Source organism: Priestia sp. 179-F W1.4 NHS, assembly GCF_045369295.1.
Taxonomy (GTDB): domain Bacteria; phylum Bacillota; class Bacilli; order Bacillales; family Bacillaceae_H; genus Priestia; species Priestia zanthoxyli.
Genome location: NZ_JBIQFF010000001.1, coordinates 159,771 through 181,835 on the forward strand (window position 1 = coordinate 159,771; position 22,065 = coordinate 181,835).

Sequence of the window (22,065 nt, forward strand, 5' to 3'; positions counted from 1 at the left end):
CTTTTTTGGGAGGAGGTTTTTTTATTTGTCATTTTTTACGTTAAAAGGAGGAATAAGTGATGAAAGAACGTTTACAAGAACTTCAACAAGAAGCAATTGCAAAAGTCGAAGCAGCAAGTGCTTTAAAAGAATTAAACGACGTACGCGTAGCTTATTTAGGAAAGAAAGGCCCTATCACAGAAGTACTTCGCGGTATGGGAAAACTTTCAGCTGAAGAGCGTCCTGTAATGGGAGCACTTGCAAATGAAGTACGTGAAGCGATTGCATCTAAAATTGAAGAAAAACAAACGGCGTTAGAAGCAGCCGAGGTAGAGCGTAAACTTGCTTCAGAAACAATTGACGTAACGCTGCCGGGACGCCCGGTTAAAGCAGGTACGCATCACCCGCTCACAAGCGTGGTTGAAGAAGTAGAAGATTTATTCTTAGGAATGGGCTATGAAGTAGCAGAAGGACCAGAAGTAGAGCAGGACTACTATAATTTCGAAGCGCTGAACTTGCCAAAAGGTCACCCAGCACGTGATATGCAAGATACGTTCTATATTACGGAAGAAACGCTTCTTCGTACGCATACATCAACTGTCCAAGCTCGTGTTATGAACAAGAATGAAGGCAAAGGACCTGTTAAAATTATTTGCCCAGGTAAAGTGTACCGCCGCGATGACGATGATGCTACGCATTCACATCAATTTATGCAAATTGAAGGTCTTGTAGTAGACGAAAACATTCGTATGAGCGATTTAAAAGGCACGCTTGAAGTATTTGTGAAAAAGATGTTCGGTGCAGACCGTGAAATTCGTCTTCGTCCAAGTTTCTTCCCATTCACTGAGCCGTCTGTAGAAGTAGACGTATCGTGTGCAAAATGTGGAGGTAAAGGCTGTAATGTATGTAAACAAACAGGCTGGATTGAAATTTTAGGAGCCGGTATGGTTCATCCAAATGTTCTTGAAATGGCTGGATACGATTCAACTAAATATCGTGGTTTTGCTTTTGGAATCGGTGTAGAGCGTATTGCTATGTTAAAACACGGCGTGGATGATATTCGTCATTTCTATACAAATGATGTTCGTTTCTTAGATCAATTTAAACAAGTATAAAGGAGGGACTACGATGTTTGTATCTTATCGTTGGTTACAAGAGTATGTTGACTTATCAGGCGTAACGGCAGAAGAGTTAGCTGATAAAATCACAAAAAGTGGAATTGAAGTTGAAGGTGTAGAAAACTTAAATAAAGGCATCAGCGGAGTGGTAATTGGTCACGTTGTCGAACGTGAACAGCATCCAAATGCGGATAAATTAAGCCGCTGTCAAGTAGATCTTGGCGGAGGAGAAATCGTTCAAATCGTGTGCGGAGCACCTAACGTGGCACAAGGTCAAAAAGTAGCGGTTGCAAAAGTGGGAGCTGTACTTCCAGGTAACTTTAAAATCAAGCGTGCTAAGCTTCGCGGTGAAGAATCGAACGGTATGATTTGTTCTCTTCAAGAGCTTGGCATTGAAAGCAAGCTTGTGGCAAAAGATTATCAAGAAGGCATCTTCGTCTTCCCAAGTGATGCTGAAGTAGGAGCGGATGCGCTAGATGCATTAAACTTAAACGATGAAGTATTAGAACTAGGGCTAACACCAAATCGTTCAGACTGCTTAAGTATGTTAGGTGTAGCACATGAGGTGGCTGCTATTTTACGTCGTGAAGTGAAGTATCCGTCAGTAAACGTGCAAACGTCTGATGAGCAAGCAGCTGATTATATTTCCGTTAAAGTAGAGGCAAAAGAAGACAATCCCCTTTACGTAGCGCGCGTTGTGAAAAACGTAAAAATTGCTCCGTCACCATTATGGATGCAAACGCGTTTAATGGCAGCTGGTATTCGACCTCATAACAACGTTGTTGATATTACCAACTATATTTTGCTTGAATACGGCCAGCCGCTGCATGCTTTTGACTATGATCGTCTTGGTTCAAAAGAAATTGTTGTACGTCACGCGTCAGAAGGCGAGAAGTTTGTAACGCTTGACGATCAAGAGCGCGTATTAAAAGGCAATCAGCTTGTTATTACAAACGGCAGTGAACCGGTAGCCCTTGCAGGTGTAATGGGGGGAGCAAACTCTGAAGTAAAAGACGATACGGTAAATGTTCTTATTGAATCAGCTTACTTCAAAGGTTTAACAGTTCGTCAAGCTTCCAAAGACCACGGTCTTCGCAGTGAGGCAAGTGCTCGTTTTGAAAAAGGAATTGATCCTAACCGTACGCGTGTAGCTGCTGACCGCGCAGCAGAATTAATGGCTGAATACGCTTCAGGTGAAGTGGTAAGCGGTACTGTAGAAGTAGATACACTAACTGTGGAACCTGCTGTTGTAGCTGTGTCACTTGGACGTATTAACAATGTGCTTGGTACAGAACTATCGATGGAAGAAGTACAAGATATTATGAACCGTCTTCAATTTGAAAGCAAAGTCGAAGATGAAACAATCGTTGTAACGGTACCGACTCGTCGAGGCGATATTACAATTGAAGAAGATATCGTGGAGGAAGTAGCGCGCATGTATGGCTATGACAACCTTCCTACAACGCTTCCTGTAACAGTGGCAACTCCAGGAAAATTAACAGAGTATCAGCTTGGACGCCGTAAAGTTCGCCGTTTCTTAGAGGGAGCAGGGCTAGCGCAAACAACAACCTATTCGTTAACGAGCGCTGAAAAAGCTACTCAGTTTGCACTCAATGCAACAAGTACGATTGGTTTAGCAATGCCGATGAGTGAAGATCGCAGCATCCTTCGTCAAAGCTTAGTGCCTCATTTACTTGAAGCAGTGAAGCACAATAATGCTCGTCAATCGGATTCTATTGCGCTATACGAAACAGGCTCAGTGTTCTTATCTAAAGGTGAAGGGGAATTACCGGATGAGCAGGAGCGCGTAGCTGGTGCAATCACGGGTCTATGGCATGCTCACGGCTGGCAAGGTGAAAAGAAAGTCGTTGATTTCTATGTGATTAAAGGTGTACTAGAAGGGTTATTTGCACAGCTTGGTTTAGAGAAACGAATCTCATATGCTCCCGTTAAAAAAGACGGTATGCACCCTGGACGTACAGCGGCTGTATGGTTAGATGAAAAAGAAATTGGATACGTGGGTCAAGTTCATCCTGTTGCTCAGAAACAGTATGGCCTTCGTGAAACATACGTGTTTGAATTACACCTTCAAGAGCTATTAGCTGCAGATGTCGAAGAAGTTCGTTATTCAGCTATTCCAAGATTCCCATCTATTACACGTGATATTGCACTTGTTGTAGATAAAAACGTTCTTGCAGGAGAAGTTCAGCGCGTCATCTATACGACGGGCGGAGAACTTTTAAAAGACGTGACAGTATTTGATCTATATGAAGGCGAGCGTATGGAAGAAGGCAAGAAATCTGTAGCTTTCTCTTTACGTTACTTAGATCCTGAACGTACATTAACAGATGAAGAAGTAGCAAAAGCACATGGTGCAGTTTTAGAAGCTGTTGAAAAAGAATTTGGTGCAACGCTTCGTTCATAAGAATAAAAAAAGAGATGTGGATTTCCACATCTCTTATTTTTTAGCTAATTTTAAAGCTTTTTCTGTATTAGCAAAATGGATTTTAGCTAAAGAGTTCAGCGCATTGACGCCATGTTTTTTAATGATTTTAGCAGCGGCGATATCAACTTGTGCTCCAGCTCCGCGAGGAATGACCATCCCCGTCTTTTCCGTTAGTAAATCCATTTGTTTTAAAAATGCGTATCTGGCAATAATGGAAGCAGCGGCTACAGATAAATGAACGCTTTCTCCTTTTGTACTGAAAAAGACATTTTCTTTGATAATCTCTTTTTCCTTTACGATGTGTTTATAATAGGTATTTTTTTCAACAAACTGGTCAATTAAAATCGCATCAGGTTTTTCAGGATCCAATTTTTTTAACACGTTGGATAAAGCTTTGTTGTGCAACAGAGCTTTCATTTTACCTTGTGACATGCCTTTTTCTTGAAATGCATTATACTTTTCGTTATGTAAGACAAGCAAACTGTAAGGAATAAACGAAACAAGCTGCTTGGCAATTTCAATGATTTTAGCATCCGTTAACTCTTTTGAATCTCGTACTCCTAATTCTTTTAACAAAGGAAGCTGCTCTTTTTGAACATAGGCAGCAACTACGGTCATGGGACCAAAATAATCTCCCGTTCCTACTTCATCAGAACCAATGACCGATAGTGAACTGAAGTTTGATGGGAGGTGTGAGACGGGAGCCTTTTTAGCAGCATCTAAAGGACCTCCCCACTTAGCTGCTTCTGTTTCAGCTTCTCTTCCTTGAAAAAGTACTTTTCCAGAGCGGTATGCAGTGATAGAACAGCCGGGAGTTTTAGCCGAAAAAATACTTCCCTGCGGCAATTTAGGCTGCAAATAGGATGTGTAATGAAGCTTCATTTTAGCTATCTGATCAGCTGATACCTTAATAACAGCATGTGACATAATGCTTCACTCCTTTCGGGGTATTTTAGTTTACTTTATAAGCACTATCCCTTATGATAGCTTAAATATAGATATGTTTCCATTGAAGTCTTCTTCGTGGTATGATAGGGATTAGGATTTTTCGTGGAACGGAGGATTTTCTCGTGTCAAGACAAGATAAAACACGTGCGACAGTTGACATCTTTGGTCAGCAGTACAGCATCGTCGGTAGCGAAAGTACAAGCCATATTCGACTTGTCGCCTCTATAGTGGATGAAAAAATGCGTGAAATCAGTACTAAAAACCCTTCTTTAGATATCAATAAATTAGCAGTATTAACAGCTGTGAATGCTGTACACGAATATATAAAACTGAAAGAAGACTATGAGAGACTTGAACAAAAACTTTATGGAAAAGAGGAATGACTGAGTCAATGCTTAATATCATTTTAATTATATTGCTTCTTTTAGGCTTTGTAACAGGTCTTAAAAGGGGATTTATTTTGCAGCTCATTCATATTGTCAGTTTTGCGGTTTCGTTTATCGTCGCTTATATGTTTAGTGGAGATTTGGCAAGCCGACTTCGCTTGTTGATTCCGTTTCCAGACAATATTCAGCAGCAAAGTGTCGCATCGTTTGTATTTGATTCTGGAACGATAGAAGACGCTTTTTATCGAATGATTGCATTTGCGATTTTATTTTTTGCTACTCACATTGTACTTCGCCTTGCAGGCTCTGTTTTAACGGCTTTAACCGAACTGCCAATTCTGCGCCAGTTAAATAAATGGGGCGGAGGTGCACTTGGATTCGTTGAAGTGTATATCATCGTTTTTATTTTGTTATACATTGGAGCCGTGATTCCTGTAAGTGAAATTCAAACGCCAATTCAACAGTCTTCAATTGCAATCAATATCGTACAAAATACTCCATACTTATCGTCTGCCATTCAAGATTTGTGGACTCAGTATGGTGTAATGTAATGAAATTACAATAGCTTGTTGAGAGGGTGTGTCGAAAGTGTCATAATACTTTTGAGATACCCTCTTTTTTTATCGCAGTCTGTTCTGCGGTTTTCACGGAGATAAAAGTATGTCTAGATAAAAATTTGAGAGAGTACATATGTCACTCATCATGTTTTGAAAGTTTCGTTATTATGATAATAGGCTGGTGAAAAGAGATGAATAAAAAGGATATTATTAAATTGTTAGAAACAATTGCTACATATATGGAATTAAAAGGAGATAACCCTTTTAAAATTTCTGCTTTTCGAAAAGCAGCTGCAGCGCTAGAAACGGACGAGAGAACGCTGACAGAGATTGAGGATTTTACCAAGCTCCAAGGGATTGGTAAAGGAACGGCTGCAGTTATTACAGAGTATATGGAAACAAATGAGTCAAGCGTACTAGAAGAACTAAAGCAAGAAGTTCCTGAAGGACTTATTCCTCTGCTTAAGCTGCCGGGGCTTGGAGGTAAAAAAATCGCTAAATTATATAAAGAGCTAGATATTAAAGACATGGAATCACTGCATCAGGCCTGTATGGAAAATCGAGTGCAGGGACTAAGCGGTTTTGGTAAAAAGACGGAAGAAAAAATTATCGCTGCTATTGAGGAGTTTGGGAAACGTCCTGATCGTTTGCCTCTTGCTTTTATGCTTCCAATAGCGGAAGAAATTTTAGAAGCCCTTAAACATATGCATAGCATTGAGCGTTTTTCTCAAGCAGGGAGCATTCGCCGCATGAGAGAAACTGTAAAAGATCTTGATTTTATTATTTCAACAGCTGAGCCTCATGCTGTCCGTGAACAGCTAGTATCGCTGCCAAATGTGAAGGATGTCATTGCAAATGGAGATACAAAAGTATCGGTAACGTTAGCCTATGAGTACGATGTGTCCGTGGATTTTCGTCTTGTAGAAGATAAAGCGTTTGCCACGACGCTTCATCATTTTACAGGATCAAAAGATCATAATGTGCGCATGCGTCAATTAGCAAAAGAACGCGGTGAAAAAATTAGCGAGTATGGCGTTGAAAATGCGGAGACAGGCGAAGTTATGACATTTGAGTCTGAACAAGCATTCTATGAACATTTTGGGCTGTCTTTTATTCCGCCGGAACTTCGTGAAGATGGAACGGAAGTAGATGCATTTATAAAACCTCAAACGCTTGTGACCTACGGTGCGGTAAAAGGTGATTTGCATATGCACTCCACGTGGAGCGACGGAGCGTGTTCAATTGAAGAAATGGCGGAAGCATGTCGCGCGCGAGGCTATGAATACATGGCGATTACAGACCACTCTCAGTATTTAAAAGTAGCTAACGGTCTAACGCCTGAACGCATTCGCAAACAGCGTGAAGAAATTAATCGTTTAAACGCACAGTTTGATGATTTTACAATACTAGCAGGAATTGAAATGGATATTTTGCCCGATGCAACACTTGATTATGATGATGAAATGCTAGCTGAGCTAGATTTTGTTATTGCGTCCATTCACTCTAGTTTTTCACAATCACGCGAAGAAATTATGAATCGTTTAAAGCAAGCGTTAAATAATGTTCATGTAGATTTAATCGCTCATCCGACTGGTCGTTTGATTGGTCGCCGCAACGGATATGATGTAGATATTGATATGCTAATTGAATTAGCTAAGGAAACAAAAACGGCTCTTGAACTAAACGCGAATCCAAACCGTTTAGATTTAGCCGCTGAGCACATAAAAAAAGCACAAGAGGCAGGAGTTAAAATTGCAATTAATACAGATGCTCACAATCTAGACATGCTAGAGCATATGGAAATTGGGATATCTACGGGAATTAAAGGCTGGCTTAAACCAGAAACGGTATTAAATACGTATAGCCTCAAAGAATTAACCGCCTTTTTAAATCGACATAAATAAGCAACAGGAGGAATCAGTTTTGCAATCACGTATTTTCCATGTACTAGAGTTTAATAAAGTTAAGGAACAGCTTCAGAAAAAAGTAGCTTCTTCTTTAGGCCGAGAAAAAGTAGCGAATTTGATTCCCTCGACTCAGTATGAAGAAGTAGTCAAATGGCAGGAAGCAACAGATGAAGCTACAACCGTGCTGCGATTGCGTGGCAACGTACCGCTAGGAGGCATCTTTGACGTTCGACCTAGCGTAAAGCGCGCTGAAATTGGAGGAACGCTAAGCTCTAATGAACTTCTTGATGTAGCAAGTACTATTTATGCTGCAAGACAAGTCAAGCAATTTATCGAGCAAGTAGTAGAAGACGAAGATTTACAGCTTCCAATTATAATTGAACATATCGAAAAACTAATGCCTCTTCCTGAGGTAGAGCAAACAATTAAAATGAGCATTGATGAGAATGGCACAGTACTAGACGGTGCAAGCGACCAGCTAAGAGGCATTCGTCAAAAACTTCGCTCGACGGAGTCTCGTATTCGCGAAAAGCTAGATAGTCTTATTCGCTCCTCGTCTGCTCAGAAAATGTTGTCAGATGCGATTGTTACCATTCGAAACGAACGTTTCGTTATTCCTGTTAAGCAAGAATATCGCAGTGCGTATGGAGGCATTGTGCACGATCAGTCTTCATCTGGAGCAACGTTATTTATTGAGCCACAGGCGATTGTGACGTTAAATAATGAGCTTCAAGAAGCAAAAGTAAAAGAAAAACAAGAAATTGAGCGTATTCTTATTGCTCTAACCGTTCAGGTAGCGGAAGTGGCAAATGAACTCCGTCAAAACGTTTATTTGTTAGGTGAGCTGGACTTCATGTTTGCTAAAGGGCGCTATAGCCATGAGCTAAAAGCTTCAAAACCTAAAATGAACGATCGAGGCTATATTAAGTTAGTGAAGGCAAAACATCCTCTTATTGCCCAGGAAGATGTCGTTGCAAATGATATTGAGCTAGGTGATCAATATACGTCTATCGTTATTACAGGACCAAATACCGGCGGTAAAACCGTAACGCTAAAAACACTTGGGTTATTCACATTGATGGCTCAAGCAGGTTTGCAGATTCCTGCGCTGGATGGATCGGAAATGGCTGTGTTTAAACACGTATTTGCTGATATTGGAGATGAGCAGTCCATTGAACAAAGTCTGAGTACTTTTTCATCTCATATGGTCAACATTGTAGATATTTTACAAAAAGTAGATCATGAAAGTCTGGTCTTGTTCGATGAATTGGGAGCCGGAACAGATCCCCAAGAAGGTGCAGCGCTTGCGATTTCGATTTTAGATCAAGTATATGAAAGAGGCGCTCGCGTAGTTGCGACTACTCACTATCCTGAATTAAAAGCGTACGGCTATAACCGTGAAGGAGTGGTCAATGCTAGCGTAGAGTTCGATATTGAAACATTGAGCCCTACTTACAAGCTGCTGATTGGTGTACCGGGTCGAAGCAATGCTTTTGAAATTTCAAAACGTTTAGGTTTAAGTGCAGAAGTAATTGAACGTGCCAAAGGCTATATTGGCTCAGAAACAAATAAAGTAGAAAATATGATCGCTTCTCTTGAAGATAGCCGCCGTCAATCAGAACATGAGCTAGAAGAAGCTGAACAGCTAAGAAAAGAGGCTCAGAAGCTTCATAAAGAATTACAGAGTCAGATTATTGAGTTTAATGAAAAACGAGATAAGCTGTACGAAAAAGCTGAAGAAAAAGCTCAAGCCACAGTTCAAGCAGCATCTGAAGAAGCAGAGAAAATCATTAGCGATTTGCGTAAAATGAGTCAAAAAAATCATGCGCTTGTAAAAGAGCATGAATTGATTGAAGCACGTAAGCGTCTAGAAGATGCAGTTCCAACTCTTGAAAAAAGTAAAAAGAAACCGGCTGTGCCGAAAAAACAAGAGCGCACTCTTCAAGCTGGAGATGAAGTGAAAGTCTTAAGCTGGGGACAAAAAGGAACGCTTGTGGAACGAGTAAGTAATAATGAATGGCAAGTGCAAATGGGAATCATGAAAATGAAGGTGAAAGAAAAAGATCTCGAATATATTAGTTCCCCAAAACCTGTAGAAACAAAGCCGCTTGCTACGGTAAAAGGAAAAGATTATCATGTAAATCTAGAACTGGATTTAAGAGGAGAGCGCTATGAAAATGCGCTGATTCGAGTTGAAAAATATATTGATGATGCCTTGTTAGCCAACTATCCGCGCGTTTCGATTATCCACGGTAAAGGAACTGGAGCTCTTCGTAAAGGTGTACAGGAATATTTGAAAAATCATCGTTCTGTTAAAAATATTCGTTTCGGAGAAGCTTCTGAAGGAGGTTCTGGCGTTACGGTTGTGGAATTTAAGTAAAAGAATGCTGAGATAAAGGTGTCAGTCGATGCGCTGAACAAGCATATATGAAGATGGAAAATCCGACATGGCTCATGAACTATGTTGGGTTTTCTATCTCTTTTAAGAACGATGCAAGTAAAGGAAAGAGACCTGTCAGTTCATTAGGTGGAGTGTAATATAAATTAGGAGTGATGCAAAAATGAGGGATTTTTGGAAAGACCCGTATATTGAATCCGCCGCTTATTACAGCGTGGTTGTCTTGAGCATTGTCGTCTTTCTTGTTGTGTTTGAGCTCGTTACTAAATATAAGAATTGGGAAGAGATTCAAAAAGGAAATATGGCTGTTGCGATGGCAACAGGTGGGAAAATATTTGGATTAGCTAATATTTTTCGCTATTCGATTGAGCACAACGACAATTTGTTAAGAATGCTTGGATGGGGAATATATGGGTTTGTTCTTTTACTAGTAAGCTATTTTATTTTCGAATTTTTGACGCCGAAATTTCGAATCGATGATGAAATTGAACAAGATAACAGAGCCGTTGGGTTTATTTCACTTGTTATTTCAATCGGTATGTCCTATGTAATAGGAGCAGGGATAGGATAGGAGAGAGTCATGGAGAAGTTAGCGAAAATTTTACTCATTTTATGCGGAGTGTTTATGCTTATTGGTCTTATCTATTTATCTATATAGCTTTTCCTAACATTGTGATGACAGCAAAAAAGCTGACCTTAAAGCAGGTCAGCTTTTTTAATGATTACTTCCATACATCTTCAGCAATTGCAATCACGTGCTTTACTTTATCCCACTGCTGTTCTTCAGTTAGTAAATTTCCTTCTTCTGTAGAAGCAAATCCGCACTGGGGACTCAAACAAATTTGATCAAGAGAAACAAATTCTGCCGCTTCAGCAATTCGTTTTTTCACTGCTTCAGGATCTTCTAAATCTCCAAATTTTGATGTGATAAGACCAAGGACAATCTGAAGGTCATTTCGCTTTACATGTCGAAGAGGTTCGAATCCTCCTGAGCGTTCATCATCAAATTCTAAAAATAGTCCATCTACGTTTAACTGACTGAAAATAGCTTTTGACGCATTTTCATATCCGCCGCTTGCTGTATAAGTAGACTGGAAATTCCCTCTGCAAATATGCATTGTAATAACCATATCATCTGGCTTATGCGCAATGGATTCATTGATCGCATCCGTAAAACGTTTCAGTAATTCTTGGGGCGTAAATCCTTTTGACGCGATTTGTTCTTGTCCTTTTTCTGAGAAAAAGACCGCCCACGCAGTATCATCTAACTGTAAATAGCGGCATCCAGCATCATAAAATGCTTGAATGGCTTTTTGATATGTTTTAACTAAATCAGCAAAAAATACATCCGTATCCGAGTAAGCAGACTCTTCAATATGACCTCTGAAAAACAGCATATTGGGACTTGGAATGGTGAACTTAGCCACGTGTTCTTTTCCGGCCGCTTGATGAAGAAATTTATAATCTTCAATCATAGAGTGGTGATTAAAATCTAGTTTTCCAGTAACTTTTATACCGTGAGCTTTTGTTTGGACCCCGTGAAACTGAATTCCCGACTCTGCTTCGTAAAGTTCTACGCCCACAAGTTCTGATAGAAAATCAAAGTGCCACCACGCACGGCGAAACTCACCGTCTGTTATGGCTTTTAATCCAATTTGTTTTTGCTTTTCTACGAGCTTACTAATTTCTTCATCTTCAATTGCTCGAAGCTGTTTCTTTGTCATTTCCCCGTTTTCTACCTGTAATCGTGCTTGCTTGATACGCTCAGGACGCAAAAAGCTTCCAACGTGATCTGCTTTGAACGGTCCTTTAGTCAATGTTGTTATCAATTTATACAGCTCCTTAAAAAAATCTAATTTTTATTATATACAAAAAATTCGGATAATGTACAGGGATAAATCCAATTTTTATTTATTACGCTGCAGGATGAAAGAGTGATTAGACAGGAAAGAGAACATTCAATAACGATTGCATCTAAAAAAAGAATGAACTATAATTTTAATTAGAAAATTCTAATTTTTTATTTTTTTGAGGGAGAGGATACGTGTGGAATCCACCGAAAAGATATGGCTTTCTCAATACCCAGAGGAAATATCTGCTACGCTTCATTATGAGCAAAAAAATTTAGCACAGCTTTTTGAAGAAGCAGTTCAAAAAGCCCCTAAAAAAAACGCAATCTATTTTCTAGGGAAAAAAATGACGTTTTCCCAACTGCATCAAGATTCTTTGAAACTGTCATCTTACCTTATTGAACTGGGATTAAAAAAAGGGGATAGAGTAGCCATTATGCTTCCAAATTGCCCTCAAGCTGTCATTTCCTTTTATGCTGTTCTTCTTGCCGGAGGAGTAGTCGTTCAAACAAACCCTTTGTATACGGAAAGGGAGTTAGAGTATCAGCTGAATGATTCAGAAGCGACCATAATTATTGCACTCGATTTGCTATATCCGCGTGTAGTAAAAATGAAAGCGTTAACAAGTGTAAAACACGTAGTCATCACCTCTATTCAAGACTATCTCCCATTTCCCAAAAACATAATCTATCCATTTATTCAGCGCAAACAGCAGAAGATAAGCGTGGATGTGAGTCATACGGAGACTACTCATTTATTTAAACGCATTATAAGTGAATCCTCTCCAGCAGTATGTAATGCTGAGGGAATTTCAGACGAAGATATCGCGATTTTACAATACACCGGGGGAACAACAGGTTTTCCAAAAGGAGTCATGCTTACTCATAAAAACTTGGTAGCCAATGCAACGATGTGTTCACATTGGTTATACCGCTGCAAGCATGGAGAAGAAAAAGTGCTTGGAATTATCCCGTTTTTTCATGTGTATGGTTTAACAACGGTTCTGGTTCTATCGGTTTTGCAAAACTACGAGATGGTGCTTCTGCCTAAATTTGATGCAAAAACGACGCTCAAAACCATTCATAAGCAGCAGCCTACTTTATTTCCAGGTGCTCCGACAATTTACATCGCATTATTAAACCATCCTGATTTAGCAAAATACAACCTATCTTCTATTGATTCATGTATGAGCGGTTCGGCTCCTCTTCCTGTGGAAGTGCAGGAGCAGTTTGAAAAGCTCACTGGAGGTAAACTAGTGGAAGGATATGGATTGACGGAAACCTCTCCTGTTACTCATGCTAATTTTCTTTGGAAAGAGAGAATACCAGGAAGCATTGGAGTGCCTTGGCCAGACACAGATGCCAAAATTCTCTCGTTTGAAACAGGTAAAGAAGCTGCTGTAAGCGAAGTAGGAGAAATTGCGGTTAAAGGTCCTCAGGTCATGAAAGGATATTGGAAGCAGCCTGAAGAAACGGAGTCTGTTATGCGAGACGGGTGGTTGCTAACAGGTGATGTTGGCTATATGGATGATAAAGGTTATTTTTATGTAGTAGATCGAAAGAAAGATATTATTATTGCCGGGGGATATAATATCTATCCTCGAGAAGTTGAAGAAGTATTATATGAGCATGAAAAAATTCAAGAAGCTGTAGTGGTAGGTGTTCCTGACCCATATAGAGGAGAAACAGTGAAGGCTTACATTGTATTAAAAAATGGTGTAAGATGTACTGAAGAAGAGTTAAATGAGTTTTCTAGAAAGTATTTAGCTGCTTATAAAGTTCCGCGCCTTTATGAATTTCGAAATGAGCTTCCAAAAACAGCGGTCGGGAAGATTCTGCGACGAGCGCTGATTGAAGAAGAAAATGAAAAGCATAAAAAGGCGACGTAATCGATCGTCGCCTTTGATTTTTTTGCTGAAACATAATTGACAGATACTTGCGGTTTCTTTATTATAAAGATATGAATGAATAATCATTCATATTTTAAAGGAGCGTATAAGATTGAGAAGAAATAAGCCAAAGTATAAGCAGATTATCGATGCAGCTGTAGTAGTAATAGCAGAAAACGGATACCACAATGCTCAGGTTTCTAAAATTGCTAAGCAGGCTGGAGTTGCAGACGGTACGATATATTTATATTTTAAAAACAAAGAAGATGTCTTGATTTCCTTATTTCAAGAGAAGATGGGACAGTTTGTAGAAAAAATTTATGAAGAACTGGCGGGAATTGAAACTGCGGCAGAAAAACTTCACGTATTAATTGACAAGCATTTTTCGTTTCTAGCGGAGGATCATCATTTAGCTACAGTGACACAGCTTGAACTGCGTCAATCGAACAAAGATTTAAGATTGAAAATTAACGATGTATTAAAAGATTATCTGACTCTCATTGATTCTATTTTACAGACAGGAATCGAAACGGGTGAGTTTTCTGAAAATATAGATATTCGTCTTGCGCGACAGATGATTTTTGGAACAATTGATGAAACTGTCACAACATGGGTAATGAACGATCATCGATATGGTCTAATAGAATCGGTAGATAAAGTCCATTCCCTGCTGTTAAACGGCTGCAGCGGCTCATAATCGTAAGTGAGCCTGCTGCTCCCTTGCGAGGGGAGAAGCGCAAGGTAATGAAAATAGAAAGAAAGGGTGGGGGAAACAAATGGAGATTATCCAGGTTGAAACTGTTGATGCAATAAGCTTCATTACGTTGAATAGACAACCTGCTAACGCTTTGTCTCAAGATTTATTAAAAGATCTTTCAAGTGTTTTAAAACATTTAGAAGATAGCAAAGAGACAAGGGTTATCGTCATTAAAGGCGAAGGGAAATTCTTTTGTGCTGGAGCTGATATAAAAGAGTTTACATCACTGCAGCAGGAAAAAGATTACGAGAAACTTGCTGTTAACGGCCAAGAGCTCTTTGAGTATATTGAAAATTACCCAAAACCAGTTATTGCAGCTATTCATGGAGCTGCTTTAGGCGGAGGATTAGAGCTTGCTATGAGCTGCCATATCCGTTTGGTAACAGAAAATGCTAAGCTGGGCTTGCCTGAACTTCAGTTAGGAATTATACCAGGGTTTGGAGGAACTCAGCGATTGCCTCGTTATGTAGGGGTTCATAAGGCTTGTGAGATGATGCTGACAAGTGATCCAATATCGGGCAGCGAGGCAGTGGAGTTAGGATTGGCAAACGCAGCTTTTGAAGAAAGTCAGCTTATCAATGAAACATTTTTACTTGCTAGAAAAATTGCCAAAAAAAGCCCAATCTCTGTTAAAGCTACCTTGCAGCTGCTTCAACATGTAAAAACAGATGCTTATTACAGCGGCATCAAAAAAGAAGCACAGTTTTTTGGAAGCGTATTCAAAAGCCGGGATGCTCAAGAAGGCGTAGCCGCTTTTATTGAAAAGCGCCAGCCTAAATTTTTAGGAAAATAAGCTTAGGAGGGGAATTGAATGAATATTTATGTGTTAGTAAAAAGAACGTTCGATACAGAGGAGAAACTTTCACTAAAAAATGGTCAAATTGTTGAAGATGGAGCTGAATTTATTATTAATCCTTACGATGAGTATGCAGTTGAAGAGGCTATTCAGCTAAAGGAAAAGCATGGCGGAGAGATTACGGTCGTGAGTGTAGGAGGGGAAGAATCAGAAAAAGAACTCCGAACAGCTTTGGCTATGGGAGCAGATAAAGCGGTTTTAATCAATACGGAAGATGACATAGAAGATGGTGATCAGTACACGACTTCTAGGCTGCTGGCACAGTACTTAAAAGAGCAATCTCCTGATTTAATCTTAGCAGGAAACGTAGCGATTGACGGAGGTTCAGGCCAGGTGGGACCGCGCGTAGCAGAACAGTTAGAAATCCCTTATATTACAACGATTACAAAGCTGGATATTGAAGGTGAAAAAGTGACGGTTGTACGCGATGTGGAAGGAGATTCGGAAGTTATTGAAACGTCGCTTCCTCTTTTAGTAACAGCTCAGCAGGGACTTAATGAGCCTCGCTATCCATCTCTTCCAGGGATTATGAAAGCGAAGAAGAAACCGTTGGTTGAAGTGGAATTAGACGATTTAGATTTAGATGAAGATGATGTAGAAGCAAAAACAAAGACAATTGAAATTTATTTACCTCCGAAAAAAGACGCGGGGCGCGTATTACAAGGAGATATAAAAGATCAAGTAACAGAGCTGGTCAATTTACTGCATAAGGAAGCAAAAGTCATTTAATAAGTCAAAAGTCAAAACAATGGGGGTATTGTAATGGGACGCAAAGTGTTAGTTCTTGGAGAAGCACGTGATGGGGGATTACGAAACGTATCGTTTGAAGCGATTTCCGCAGCGTCTACTGTAGCTGACGGGGGAGAAATTATTGCAGCGTTAGTAGGAAAGGACGTAAAATCTTTAAGTGAAGAACTTATTGCATACGGAGCAGATAAAGTTGTTGTGACGGAGCATGAAGATTTAGCTGCTTACACATCGGATGGTTACGCTCAGGCATTATTAGCCATCATTGAAAGTGAACAGCCTGAAGCTATCGTATTTGGGCATACGGCTCTTGGCAAAGATCTAGCGCCAAAACTGGCAGCTCGCTTAGATAAAGGACTTATCTCGGATGTGACGGATGTAGAAGTGGGAGGGGATCAAGTAGTCTTCACTCGCCCAATTTATTCTGGTAAAGCATTTGAGAAGAAAATCATGACCGATGCTTTTACGTTTGTCACGATTCGTCCAAATAATATTTCACCGCTTGCAAAAGATGAGGGGCGTACAGGTGATGTAGAGGATTTAAATGTTGAAATCAAAAACCTGCGTACTGTTGTAAAAGAAGTCGTACGCAAAGCAACGCAAGGGGTTGATTTGTCCGAAGCAAAAGTCGTGATTGCAGGTGGTCGAGGTGTAAAAAGCACGGAAGGTTTTGGACCTCTCCAAGAACTAGCGGACGTGTTAAATGGAGCTGTTGGAGCGTCTCGCGGAGCGTGCGATGCAGATTACTGCGACTATTCTCTTCAAATCGGTCAGACGGGTAAAGTAGTCACACCAGATTTATACATTGCCTGCGGAATTTCAGGTGCTATTCAGCATTTGGCAGGTATGTCAAATTCAAAAATTATTGTTGCAATCAATAAAGATCCTGAAGCGAATATTTTTAAAGTAGCTGACTACGGAATCGTTGGAGATTTATTTGAAGTAGTGCCTCTGCTAACGGAAGAATTTAAAAAGCTGAAAGTACAGTCTGCGTAAGATTCTCGGACAAAAGTATTTGAGACGAAGTGAAGAACGAACCGTTGATCAAGATTTTTGATTAGTGGTTCGTTTTTTTGTTAGGGTAAACGCAGGGTAGGTCTTTCTAGCAGGTGATTGGAGGGCAAGGCGAAGACTCCTGCTAAAAAAGCGAAGTCTTGCATGGAAATCAACTGCGGTGTCGCAAGCGGTTCAACCCATGTATACTATTTGTTCGTCTTTGGATTCATTTAGTCAGGTCTCAGCCTCATGGGAAACGAAATTTTCTACGCATATTTTTAGGCAAATTGTACAAACTAGAGCGGAGAATAAACAGTATAAATGTAAGCAAAAAGTTAGCAAACCTTATTTGAAGGTGATATACTGTGAGTAGAATTTGGATATTGCATATATTTAGGAGGAATTAAAATGGCTATTGCACATGCTACAGATAAAAACTTTACAGATGAAATTAAATCAGGCCTAGTGCTTGTTGACTTTTGGGCACCATGGTGTGGCCCTTGTAAAATGATTGCTCCAGTTCTTGAAGAAATTGATGGCGAACTTAACGATAAAGTTAAAATCGTAAAAGTAGACGTTGATGAAAATCAAGAAACAGCTGGAAAATTTGGTGTTATGAGTATCCCAACTTTAGTATTATTCAAAGATGGAGAGAAAGTTGATCAAGTAGTTGGTTTCCAACCAAAAGAAGCATTAACAGAATTAATTAATAAACACGCGTAAGTCAAAACCTAGCTCAGGCTAGGTTTTTTTCTTTTTCTCCACTTTTTCTCTTTTGGGAATACTTTTATTTAGCGAATATGCGTTCGTTTGTTTTATACTAGATGTAAGGAACACCGCCATAAATCCAGCTTATGTACATGTATTAAGACAGGAAAGAATGTAGGTTACGCTTCATAAGCGATTGTGTAGATGGACAGAGTAAGAGAAGAGGAAGGAGAAAAGTATGAACGATTATTTAAAAGAAAAGCTGGCTATTTTACCGGATCAGCCCGGCTGTTACTTGATGAAAGATAAATATGGAACGGTCATTTACGTAGGAAAAGCAAAAGTATTAAAAAATCGAGTACGTTCCTACTTTACCGGATCTCATGACGGAAAGACGCTTCGACTTGTAAACGACATTGTCGACTTTGAATATATCGTCACATCTTCTAATTTAGAAGCGCTTATTTTAGAAATGAATTTAATTAAAAAGCATGACCCAAAATACAATATTATGCTTAAAGATGATAAGGGCTATCCGTTTATTAAGATTACAGCTGAAAAACAGCCCCGACTTGTTATTACAAGAAAAATAAAAAAAGATAAAGGGAAATACTTCGGTCCTTATCCTAATGTTCAAGCAGCAAATGAAACCAAGCGGCTTCTTGATCGCATTTATCCGTTAAGAAAGTGCTCCACTATGCCAGATAGGCCTTGTTTGTATTACCATATCGGGCAATGTCTAGCTCCTTGCGTAAAAGAGGTAAAAGAAGAGCAAAACAAACAAATTATTGAAAATATCACGCGGTTTTTAAATGGTGGATATGAGCATGTCAAAACAGAGTTAACTGAAAAAATGTTAAAAGCTTCAGAAGAACTTGACTTTGAACGGGCTAAAGAATACCGAGATCAAATTGCTCATATCGAAGCGACAATGGAAAAGCAAAAAGTAACGTTTAATGATTTTGTTAATCGAGATGTGTTTGGCTATTCTTACGATAAAGGCTGGATGTGTGTTCAAGTTTTCTTTATTCGCCAAGGGAAATTAACTGAGCGGGAAGTTTCTATGTTTCCTTTTTATAAAGAGCCAGAAGAAGATTTCTTAACTTTTATCGGTCAGTTTTATGCCAAAAATATTAAGCCAAAAGAAGTGCTGGTTCCAGCAACGATTGATGCAGAGTTAGCTGAGAAATTAGTAGAAGTAGAGGTTCAGCATCCAAAGCGAGGCAAAAAGAAAGAATTAGTAGAACTTGCGTGTAAAAATGCAAAAATTGCGCTCGGAGAAAAATTCTATTTAATTGAACGAGATGAAGAGCGCACGGTTGGCGCAGTTGAACGGTTAGGAGAAGAGCTTGGAATTGCAGCGCCTTACCGGATTGAAGCATTTGATAACTCAAATATTCAAGGAACAGACCCAGTTTCTGCGATGATTGTTTTTGTTGATGGGAAACCGGAAAAGAAAGAATATCGCAAATATAAAATTAAGACCGTAAAGGGACCAGATGATTACAGTTCCATGAGAGAAGTCGTTCGCAGACGGTATTCCAGAGTGTTAAAAGAAGGCCTTCCGCTTCCGGATTTAATTGTTGTAGATGGAGGCAAAGGGCATTTAGCTGCAGTCCAGGACGTTCTCGAAAATGAATTGGGACTTTTAGTGCCTACAGCAGGTCTTGTTAAAGATGATAAACACAGAACCTCCAACCTGATGATTGGTGAGCCTCCTCAAATCATACCGCTTGAACGCAATAGTCAAGAATTTTATTTGCTTCAGCGAATTCAAGATGAAGTTCACCGCTTTGCAATCACCTTCCACCGTCAAGTGCGCTCTAAGTCCGCTTTTCAGTCAGTTCTAGACGACATTCCGGGAGTGGGAGAAAAGCGTAAGAAAGCTTTGTTAAAGCATTTTGGTTCGGTGAAAAAATTGAAAGAAGCAACGGTTGAAGATATACGAAATTCAGGTGTTCCTCAAAACATTGCTGAAAAAATTTATGAAACATTACAAAAATAGTCTTGAAATAATAGAAAATATTTGATAAGCTATTAACTAATTTCATACGACACTTCATCAAATGAAGTGAAGATAGAGGTGCAAATTTAATCAGTACGCATCAGGAAGGGTATGAGCCCTTATGAACGATGCGGAAAGGGAAATTTGCCGAAGTGAACATTACCTCATAGTAATGATTGCTGGTTCTGCGTTGAATAAACGTAGGATTGTCAAGATGTAGATTCTTGGAGAGCTATCTCACGGCAGTGGACGGTTATGTTTTATAATTTTCGTTCGTTAAGCAATGAGAGCTCATCTCATTGCTTTTTTTATTGTCTGAGTAAAAAAATTCAGCTTCTCATCATCCTGCATATGCAAATTTATTGAAAAGGAATGAACAAAATTATGGCATTAATCGTTCAAAAATTTGGTGGAACATCTGTTGGTTCTGTTGAACGTATTCAACATGTAGCAAACCGTGTTATTCAAGAAGCAGAGCGCGGTAACCAAGTAGTAGTTGTTGTATCGGCAATGGGCAAAACCACAGATGCACTGGTGAAATTAGCAAGTGATATTACGGACAGTCCAAGTAAACGCGAAATGGATATGCTTCTTACAACTGGAGAACAAGTAACGATTTCCCTGTTAACAATGGCTCTTCAATGCAAAGGTCATGAAGCCACTTCGCTAACAGGTTGGCAAGCTGGTATCCAGACGGAAGCAGTTCACAGCAATGCACGAATCCAGCACATTGACACGACTCGTATTCAAAGCCAATTAGATAGAGGTCGAATCGTAGTAGTAGCTGGATTCCAAGGCTGTTCAGAAGATGGAAGCATTACAACATTAGGTCGAGGCGGCTCTGACACGACGGCAGTAGCTCTTGCCGCGGCACTAAAAGCTGCAAAATGTGATATTTATACAGACGTAACAGGAGTGTTTACGACGGATCCGCGCTACGTAGAAGATGCTCGTAAACTTCATTCTATTTCATATGACGAAATGTTAGAATTAGCCAATTTAGGAGCAGGGGTGCTGCATCCGCGCGCTGTTGAGTTTGCAAAAAATTATCAGGTACCGCTAGAAGTGCGTTCAAGCTTAGAAAACGAGAATGGAACGATTGTTGAGGAGGAAGTTTCAATGGAACAAAACTTAGTCGTAAGAGGAATTGCGTTTGAAGATAATATTTCACGGGTGACAATTGAAGGGTTAAACAACGAGTTACAAACTCTTTCTACTATTTTTACAGCATTAGCAAAAGAACAGTTAAATGTGGATATTATTATTCAAAACGTAACGGCTAATAATCGCCTCTCTATCTCATTTTCTATTAAAACTGTAGATGTAGAAGCTGCTCTTGCCGTCTTAAAAGAGTATAAATCTACCTTGGGGTATACGCGTATTGAACATGAAAGCAGTCTGGCTAAAGTATCGATTGTGGGATCTGGCATGATATCTAATCCAGGTGTTGCAGCCGAAATGTTTGAAGTGCTGGCAGGAGAGAAAATTGAAGTGAAGATGGTCAGCACGTCTGAAATTAAAGTATCTACAGTTGTACCGCATGCTGATATGGTAAAAGCTGTTGAGACGCTTCACGTAGCATTTGAATTAGAAGAGCAGCAGGCAGTGCAAGTATAAAGAAAAGAAAAAAGACGTGGTATCTCCACGTCTTTTATATATACGTATTTCTTACTTTTTATAACGCTCCGCACGGGTTTCGGTAGGTAAGATATCTTTTCGGTCCCACTGCACGGAAATCAGCACTTTTCCGTTCTTTTCTTTAGGTGTTAAGTAGGCTTCTGTTAGGCAGTTGTTTTGACGCTGAATCTGTTCAGCCACAAACCCTGACTCAAGATGAAATGAACAAGTTTCCTGCTGAAATCTTTTGCTGACCACATCACCTGATAACTCAAGCTCTAGTGAATATTTATCTTTTTTGGCAAGCGTCAGTGTTCCCCAGGAAGCTGCTTTAAAAAATGCGACGATTTCATCCATTGTATTTAATGGATATTTACGCGCAAGGTGTTTTCCTGCCCAGTATGAGATGGTATTCGTTTCGTCTCCAAGAAGCTCTGGAATTAACACGTCACGCAAAAGGCTGTATCCGAAATATGGAACGTGATCAAGAGCTCTCTCTGTTTCAGCTGCGGCATTAGGTTCTAATGTTTCCATCGTCTCTTCAAGTTCTTGCTGTGATTCTGTTTGTAAATTGCTCATGCTTTCCCCTCTTTCTTTACTACTATTATATACAAATCTAAAAAACCTCTCACGCATTTTTTTAATAAAATGTAAGAGGATCTTTATTATGGTAAAAAGAGTTAGATGTAAAGATAAAAAATCCATAAAATTACTTTTAAAAGGGTACTTTTACCTGTGTAAATGTTTTGTGAACTTGTTTACAATAAAAGTATAAAGTAAACGCTTACTTAACTGTGGCAAGCGATATTATAATAGAAAGAAAAAATCTTTAACATCAATGCAGTAAGCGTTAACAAATATAAAATTTTATAAATTTATATTTTATAGAAGATTTAAACATC

General features: G+C 39.5%; 18 protein-coding genes, 1 riboswitch and 1 other annotated feature (1 of these 20 cut by a window edge). Of the genes, 15 read left to right on the forward strand and 3 right to left on the reverse strand.

What is annotated here, in order from left to right:
- Nucleotides 1-5, forward strand: a binding site (T-box leader); it begins 231 nt to the left of the window's first position.
- A gap of 54 nt (nt 6-59) precedes the next feature.
- Both pheS and pheT read left to right on the forward strand, forming a co-directional pair.
- Nucleotides 60-1,094: a phenylalanine--tRNA ligase subunit alpha gene (gene pheS, locus ACH0CI_RS00790; RefSeq protein ID WP_014458064.1), complete on the forward strand. Its 1,035-nt coding sequence runs from the start codon at nt 60-62 to the stop codon at nt 1,092-1,094.
- A gap of 13 nt (nt 1,095-1,107) precedes the next feature.
- Nucleotides 1,108-3,522 (forward strand): phenylalanine--tRNA ligase subunit beta, encoded by a 2,415-nt coding sequence (pheT, locus tag ACH0CI_RS00795; protein ID WP_028411765.1) that lies wholly within the window; start codon nt 1,108-1,110, stop codon nt 3,520-3,522.
- Nucleotides 3,523-3,555: 33 nt separating this feature from the next.
- Here the strand turns inward: pheT and rnhC are convergent, their stop codons facing one another.
- The gene (rnhC, locus tag ACH0CI_RS00800) at nt 3,556-4,470 is read right to left on the reverse strand and encodes a ribonuclease HIII (RefSeq protein WP_406900772.1); all 915 of its coding nucleotides are present in this window, start codon (nt 4,468-4,470) and stop codon (nt 3,556-3,558) included.
- Between the two features lie 143 nt (nt 4,471-4,613).
- On the opposite strand from rnhC, the gene zapA reads away from it, so the two are divergent.
- The 5 genes from zapA (at nt 4,614) to ACH0CI_RS00825 (ending at nt 10,310) form a co-directional block, all read left to right on the forward strand.
- Nucleotides 4,614-4,874 (forward strand): cell division protein ZapA, encoded by a 261-nt coding sequence (gene zapA / locus ACH0CI_RS00805; RefSeq protein WP_013059415.1) that lies wholly within the window; start codon nt 4,614-4,616, stop codon nt 4,872-4,874.
- On the forward strand, nt 4,871-5,428 hold the full coding sequence (locus ACH0CI_RS00810) for a CvpA family protein (protein WP_014458067.1): 558 nt from the start codon (nt 4,871-4,873) through the stop codon (nt 5,426-5,428). Before zapA ends, ACH0CI_RS00810 begins: the two co-directional genes overlap by 4 nt.
- A gap of 197 nt (nt 5,429-5,625) precedes the next feature.
- Nucleotides 5,626-7,338, forward strand: a complete 1,713-nt coding sequence (gene polX / locus ACH0CI_RS00815; protein WP_406900773.1) for a DNA polymerase/3'-5' exonuclease PolX — start codon at nt 5,626-5,628, stop codon at nt 7,336-7,338.
- Nucleotides 7,339-7,357: 19 nt separating this feature from the next.
- Nucleotides 7,358-9,721, forward strand: a complete 2,364-nt coding sequence (locus tag ACH0CI_RS00820) for an endonuclease MutS2 (RefSeq protein WP_406900774.1) — start codon at nt 7,358-7,360, stop codon at nt 9,719-9,721.
- 181 nt (nt 9,722-9,902) lie between these two features.
- Entirely contained in the window at nt 9,903-10,310 is a 408-nt protein-coding gene (locus ACH0CI_RS00825; RefSeq protein ID WP_013059411.1) for a DUF350 domain-containing protein, read from the forward strand.
- 151 nt (nt 10,311-10,461) lie between these two features.
- Here the strand turns inward: ACH0CI_RS00825 and ACH0CI_RS00830 are convergent, their stop codons facing one another.
- The gene (locus ACH0CI_RS00830) at nt 10,462-11,568 is read right to left on the reverse strand and encodes a 5-methyltetrahydropteroyltriglutamate--homocysteine S-methyltransferase (protein ID WP_406900775.1); all 1,107 of its coding nucleotides are present in this window, start codon (nt 11,566-11,568) and stop codon (nt 10,462-10,464) included.
- A 217-nt stretch (nt 11,569-11,785) separates the two neighbouring features.
- On the opposite strand from ACH0CI_RS00830, the gene ACH0CI_RS00835 reads away from it, so the two are divergent.
- The 8 genes from ACH0CI_RS00835 to ACH0CI_RS00870 all read left to right on the forward strand — a co-directional run bounded on the left by ACH0CI_RS00835 (nt 11,786) and on the right by ACH0CI_RS00870 (nt 21,163).
- On the forward strand, nt 11,786-13,477 hold the full coding sequence (locus tag ACH0CI_RS00835) for an AMP-binding protein (RefSeq protein ID WP_406900776.1): 1,692 nt from the start codon (nt 11,786-11,788) through the stop codon (nt 13,475-13,477).
- Nucleotides 13,478-13,589: 112 nt separating this feature from the next.
- Nucleotides 13,590-14,174, forward strand: coding sequence for a fatty acid metabolism transcriptional regulator FadR (locus tag ACH0CI_RS00840; protein ID WP_013059408.1), 585 nt, complete (start codon nt 13,590-13,592; stop codon nt 14,172-14,174).
- Nucleotides 14,175-14,253: 79 nt separating this feature from the next.
- Nucleotides 14,254-15,027, forward strand: a complete 774-nt coding sequence (locus ACH0CI_RS00845) for an enoyl-CoA hydratase (RefSeq protein WP_028411759.1) — start codon at nt 14,254-14,256, stop codon at nt 15,025-15,027.
- A gap of 18 nt (nt 15,028-15,045) precedes the next feature.
- Nucleotides 15,046-15,819: an electron transfer flavoprotein subunit beta/FixA family protein gene (locus ACH0CI_RS00850; protein WP_016765685.1), complete on the forward strand. Its 774-nt coding sequence runs from the start codon at nt 15,046-15,048 to the stop codon at nt 15,817-15,819.
- Nucleotides 15,820-15,852: 33 nt separating this feature from the next.
- Nucleotides 15,853-16,833 (forward strand): electron transfer flavoprotein subunit alpha/FixB family protein, encoded by a 981-nt coding sequence (locus ACH0CI_RS00855; RefSeq protein ID WP_033579632.1) that lies wholly within the window; start codon nt 15,853-15,855, stop codon nt 16,831-16,833.
- A gap of 408 nt (nt 16,834-17,241) precedes the next feature.
- Entirely contained in the window at nt 17,242-17,556 is a 315-nt protein-coding gene (trxA, locus tag ACH0CI_RS00860; RefSeq protein ID WP_013059404.1) for a thioredoxin, read from the forward strand.
- A gap of 223 nt (nt 17,557-17,779) precedes the next feature.
- Entirely contained in the window at nt 17,780-19,546 is a 1,767-nt protein-coding gene (gene uvrC, locus ACH0CI_RS00865) for an excinuclease ABC subunit UvrC (RefSeq protein ID WP_406900777.1), read from the forward strand.
- A 65-nt stretch (nt 19,547-19,611) separates the two neighbouring features.
- A riboswitch (Lysine riboswitch) is annotated at nt 19,612-19,789 on the forward strand.
- Between the two features lie 141 nt (nt 19,790-19,930).
- Complete coding sequence (locus ACH0CI_RS00870) at nt 19,931-21,163, forward strand: aspartate kinase (protein ID WP_047749793.1); 1,233 nt, start codon at nt 19,931-19,933, stop codon at nt 21,161-21,163.
- A 51-nt stretch (nt 21,164-21,214) separates the two neighbouring features.
- Here the strand turns inward: ACH0CI_RS00870 and ACH0CI_RS00875 are convergent, their stop codons facing one another.
- On the reverse strand, nt 21,215-21,742 hold the full coding sequence (locus ACH0CI_RS00875) for a YslB family protein (RefSeq protein WP_028411755.1): 528 nt from the start codon (nt 21,740-21,742) through the stop codon (nt 21,215-21,217).
- Nucleotides 21,743-22,065 lie beyond the last annotated feature (323 nt).